This is a genomic window from Amycolatopsis speibonae, assembly GCF_042647925.1.
Lineage (GTDB): Bacteria > Actinomycetota > Actinomycetes > Mycobacteriales > Pseudonocardiaceae > Amycolatopsis > Amycolatopsis speibonae.
This window is the reverse complement of sequence record NZ_JBHRWK010000127.1, coordinates 1-4,930: the sequence shown is the minus strand read 5'-3', so window position 1 is coordinate 4,930 and position 4,930 is coordinate 1. Positions and strand designations below refer to the sequence as shown.

Annotated in this window: 3 protein-coding genes; 1 reads left to right on the top strand and 2 read right to left on the bottom strand. The window is 62.9% G+C overall.

Features of this window, described 5'->3' with window-relative positions; all coding sequences use genetic code 11:
• Positions 1-53: 53 nt before the first annotated feature.
• On the bottom strand, positions 54-542 hold the full coding sequence (locus ACFOSH_RS42440) for a helix-turn-helix domain-containing protein (RefSeq protein WP_378247210.1): 489 nt from the start codon (positions 540-542) through the stop codon (positions 54-56).
• Positions 543-1,546: 1,004 nt separating this feature from the next.
• Between ACFOSH_RS42440 and ACFOSH_RS42435 the strand changes: the two genes are divergently transcribed.
• Positions 1,547-1,996, top strand: coding sequence for a hypothetical protein (locus ACFOSH_RS42435; RefSeq protein ID WP_378247208.1), 450 nt, complete (start codon positions 1,547-1,549; stop codon positions 1,994-1,996).
• Positions 1,997-2,303: 307 nt separating this feature from the next.
• Here the strand turns inward: ACFOSH_RS42435 and ACFOSH_RS42430 are convergent, their stop codons facing one another.
• Entirely contained in the window at positions 2,304-4,655 is a 2,352-nt protein-coding gene (locus ACFOSH_RS42430; RefSeq protein ID WP_378247206.1) for a CHAT domain-containing protein, read from the bottom strand.
• Positions 4,656-4,930 lie beyond the last annotated feature (275 nt).

Sequence of the window (4,930 nt, the reverse complement as noted above, 5' to 3'; positions counted from 1 at the left end):
GGACGCGCTGGACCAGCCAGCACACCCCAGCACGCCCACACCCACCAACAAGATCAACAAACCCCACCAAGATCACCAACAAAACCCACCGGTGGATCCAGGCCCGACGGGCCGAACACCGCAAGGAACCGATGACGGGCGAGTTTGCCGTCCAGCTCGTCGAGCACCCGCTCGCGGCCGAAGAACCGGTCAGCGTCCTCGATCTGGAAAGCACCCAACCCGACATATGGCACGTCATCGGCCGGTTCCCGCTCGCCGGGTTCGGTGTTTTCGGCGGCGAGCTCCGCGGCCAAGGCGTGCCAGACCGTCTCCCACTCCGCAGCGTCGCCGTCGCAGGCCCGGACATACGCGAGCGTCACCGCGAGTGTCGGCAGCTTGCGGCCGCCCGCGGCATCGGACAACGTGCCCGCCGCGTAGTGCGCGCGCCGCGCCAGCTCTCGATACGTCGGGCTGCCCGCATTGGCACGCAACTTCCGCAGACCCCGCGCGAACTGCGACAACGCGTCGCCGTCCGGATCCAGCGGACGCTCCTGCCTCGGCATACGCCTTCCCCCTCCCACCCACAGCTCATTGTTCGGGCAATGGTGTTCTGAGTCCAGGGACCGACACAGAACAACCTCACCGGGCTAGACAGAGGTCGGGCGACACCCAGCGTGAGCATCGGTAGCCGCCTGCCGGGTCACGACCTGTGGCCGCGGCCCGCAGACAATCTCAGGACGTGTCATGGTGAAAATGCGAACAGCTTTGCAAACCCTGATAGCCGTCGCGGCACTCGGGATGGCTCTCTTTTTCGCCCCTGCTGCTTCAGCCGCTTCGGTTCAATCCAACTGCCCCATCACCGTCGGCGGGCACCCGGGCCAATACATTTGTGAATACCCGCCGACCTTGGTCCGGTGGCCGGACGGCCACTACCAGTGGTTCGTCGTGGGTACCGACTCGGCGGTCTACGACACCTACCAGCTGGCGCCGGGAAGCAGCGCGTGGAGTAACTGGCGCAGACTCGGTGGGGTGGCCAGGAGCAGCGTCGACGTTCCCGCGCTGTCGTCATCCCGGATCACGATCCGGGTCTGGGGCACCGTCAACGGTTGGTGGTGCAGGACATGGACCGCGTCCTCAGGCTGGGCACCGTGGGTCGATTGCTAGAGCCTGGTCGACAAACCGGCATGTAGGCCCAGGCTTCCTGGGCTGCTTCCACCGGCGGCCTCCTGCTCTTGAAGGAGTGGGAGGCCGCCGGTGGAAGCAGCGGCGAGTTCGGGTCAGGCAACATCTGCACAATCTCGGACAGTGATCGTTTTGCATCGTGCGGATTGCCTCTTCGCCAATGGCTTTGGCATTGTCGAGCTGGCCTGAACCCGCGCAGAGCCCGCGATGCGCTGCCGCTCCAGCTTCGGATAGCAACCAGCCCAACCGGCTCTCCTCGGTGACCAACACCGACGGCGGCCGTTCTCCGTATGCCGCAGGTAGCCCGTCTTGTGGCCGATCCCGACAGAAATCTGGTCCAACACGGACGGCAGGGGTCCTAGGGGTGTAGGAGGCCGCGCAAACGATGGCCACGGCACCGTACCTTGCTACCACCGAACTCGTTAGGCTGTTTGACGACGGGGACTCAGAAGTCCGCAAAGCCGCTTCCGCGGCGATCCGAGTCCTCCACGAGCCCGCCTCTGCCTCGATCAGTGAACGCCTTGTGGCGGCGTATGTCACCAGTCGAGCCTTCCCGGACAACTTCGGTGACCTCTTCCACACGCTCGAGCAAAGCCTGAGACTGCTGCCCTCGACCACGATCATCGCTTGCGAGCGCGCCGTCGAACACGCTGGTGTTGAACTCGGTGATCTAAGCAGGGCTACTGCGGCTATCAGCCGTGACATTGTCACCGTCGTGCTCCGGCTCTATCGGCAAGGCGACGCGACGATGCGCGATAGATGTCTCAACGTCGTGGACAAGCTGGCCGATGTCGGGGCATACGGGCTGCTGGAGGCTCTCCAACACGAGCGCTGACAGGCAGGGTGCGGTGCCCCGGCGGCACCTCTGGTGATTGGCTGGCCACTTTGGGGCGTGGGTGGATCGCGCCGCGGTGCGCAGCTGCCCGTTCTCGGTGATGAGACCCGCGAGCAGGGGTTGTGAAAGTGGCGTCGTTTGCGGTGACGACGGGTTTGTCGGTTCCGGCACCGGCTGGACGAATCGTCGTTGGTCTGAATTGACCGCAGTCAGGTCGAAATTGCCGCATTGCCTGCCAGTTCCAAGCGTGCCGGGATCTCTTAGAGGCGACTCTGGTGAAAGCTGCCGTTCCCCCGTCGGTGTAGGCCTACCAACAGATACCGGAAGGACGGTAGGCAGACCACCAGTATGCGCGTTCCAGTGCAAGCGCGCCGATGTCGGCTTTCCACGATGATCTAGTCTTATCCAATAGTTCAGCTGTACGCGGATCGGGCTCGGATCCTCGCAGAAGTAATGTTGCCGTGGTATGTGCCTGTGCGATTGTCGCGCCATGGAAGAGCTGTACGTGGAGAGCCGTGCTGTATACAAGGGCAGCTACGTCGTCGACATCCCAGAGTCCAGCCACGACGGCACGGGCACCACGAGACAGAAATGCGCTGTCAAGGCCTCGCCAAGACTGCACGGCGCGGCCTGTGGAAGGGTGGTGCGCGGTATCGCAAGCGGACAGTACGACGAGCGACGTGTTCCGAAGCTCCGGTCCCGCATGGATGGCTGCGGCGGAAAGCAACGCACCTGAACGGGTGGCTCCGGACAGCCAGATACCGCTGGCAAGTTTGTCGGGACTTGCTTGCCCGTGGGCCGCGAGGTGGGCCACCCGAGAGGATGCGATGGCATCGAGAACGGCTCCTGGTGTGGCGTCGATGCCATTGAGGACGCGTGCATGCGCAGCCAGCTCGTGTAACGCCATGGCCTCCTGGTCCGGTCCGTCGAGGACAACGAGGCCATGGTCGCGAGGGGCATATGCTCCGTTGGCCGCAACAATAAGGTCTAGTGTGCCATGCTGGTCGCCATGTGCCGATAGCTGCGAAAGGACTGCCGCGCTCGGTGCGTAACTCACGTCGACAAGATCTCCGAGTGCGCTGCCATCAACTACGGCGGCATGGAGCGGGAGCGGTTCGAGCGTCCGACTCGGGCAGAGCACGACATGTCGCGTGTCGTATTGGATGAGCAGGTCGAAGATCGGCGCGAGGATCTGCTGGCCTGCCCACCGGAGGATGTTGTCGAGCGCGTCGGCCCCCGCTTCCCAGGGTGCGGCAGGATCCCGGCCGAGCCATTGATCAGAGATAAGTCGCATATATCTGACAGAAATGTTGCTGAGATCGATAAAACGTGCCTCGACGCCAGCGCCCGTCTCGATAGCGACTACGGCTGATAGGTAACCTTCTGACTCCGCGAACTGGACGAATGCGCGGCCTGCGCTGACCACATGGGCTGTCATGTCGGCGAACTGCCGGCCGGCCGGGCGCTGAATTCGTTGGTGGATGATCGTGTAGGTCCGGCGCGCGAGCTCAGCAGCGGTCTGTAGCTGCTCGTTGGCCATACCATCGACCCCGGCAGACACACGTGCCAGCTCGGCGCGGGACAGGGAGTCGCGAGCCGCTTTGATAGCTTCGGTGTCCCCGTCGGAACCCCTAGCGAGCAGGCCAAGGTCGAGGAGAATCGATTCCGATTTGGCGTTGTCCACACCTACAAACATGAGCTGTTCGGAATTTGGATGCAGGAAGGCCCGCGTCAGAAGCTCGTATGGTGAGGATTCGGGAGCGTCGAGTCCCGCTCGCGCGAGGGTCGCATCGACACGCTTGAGGACTAGCGCCAAAGCGTCTGCCGGAATGTCCAGGCAGGTTGCATGTAAGTGCTCGAGCTTCTCGTCATCGTGGAGCCGGTACCAGTCCATGCGCACACTTGTCCGTGCGACCAAAAGTAACTCCACGGCACTGCTGGGCTCCTCAGGGTGGAAGCGAAACGGTGCGAATGCCGGATTCAGTGATCCTCTAGGCTCTACGGGGATCTGGAGCAGAACCTCAGCACCGTTGTGTGTGATCCCTATCCGAGTGCCCTCGTCCAGCGCGGACTTCAGCTGGCTTTGTTCGTGGTTGGATTCGACGACCCCGAACCACAACTCGAGTGGGCCAGTGCTGCTGTGGAAGAACCGCGCTCCGCGGTCATACACATAAGTACTGACCCAGTCCGGAACAGCGGCTGTGGCGCCTGACGAGGTTATGTCCGGAACGCTCTCTGGTATTAGAAGGGGTGCGTGTTTGATCCGCAGGTGACCGTCAAGCCACCGTCGCCGACGGAGTTCGTCGACGTCGTATACCCGGATGAGCGCTAGCTCAGCCATAGTCAAGGACTTCGTCCAGTCGACGCACTGGTGCCATGTGGCATTGATGATCTCTTGGGCCGCTGCGAGAGCGTCGGGCTCGAACCCATCGAGGCTGGCGCCGGTCTGGGCGATGCTGAGCTCTGATTCGTCAAGGCCAATCAGGCCGCGAAGAACTTCCCAGGTGAGCAGGACATCCTGGCCGTCTCTAAGCCAATCGTCGAGGTCGTCGCTGACTCGGCCTTTCCAATGACCGCATCGGCGCGGACTGCCACCACCAAGAAAGGAACGGGACCGTAGTTCGGCGACGCGAACGTCGAGCTCGGCTCGGCCTGCCACGTCTGCGAGAACACGAATCCCATCGTCCCGCCATGTGTCGCCGCTGATTGTGAGGTCGTGAGGAGTCGGCGGCAGCGGTGGAGGAGATAGTGGACTCGCAACTAGCTCATCGGCGAGCGACTTCGTCGCTAGACCGAATACGTCCTGGAGGTGTTTTCTAGCCTCGGGGTCGCCTAGTACTCCAGCCGTAGTTCGTGATGGTCATGGTTCGTGGGTCGATTGTCGCTGGTAGTGGCCTTGCTGGGCGCGGTATTGGTGGCGTCTGCGCCACCTCG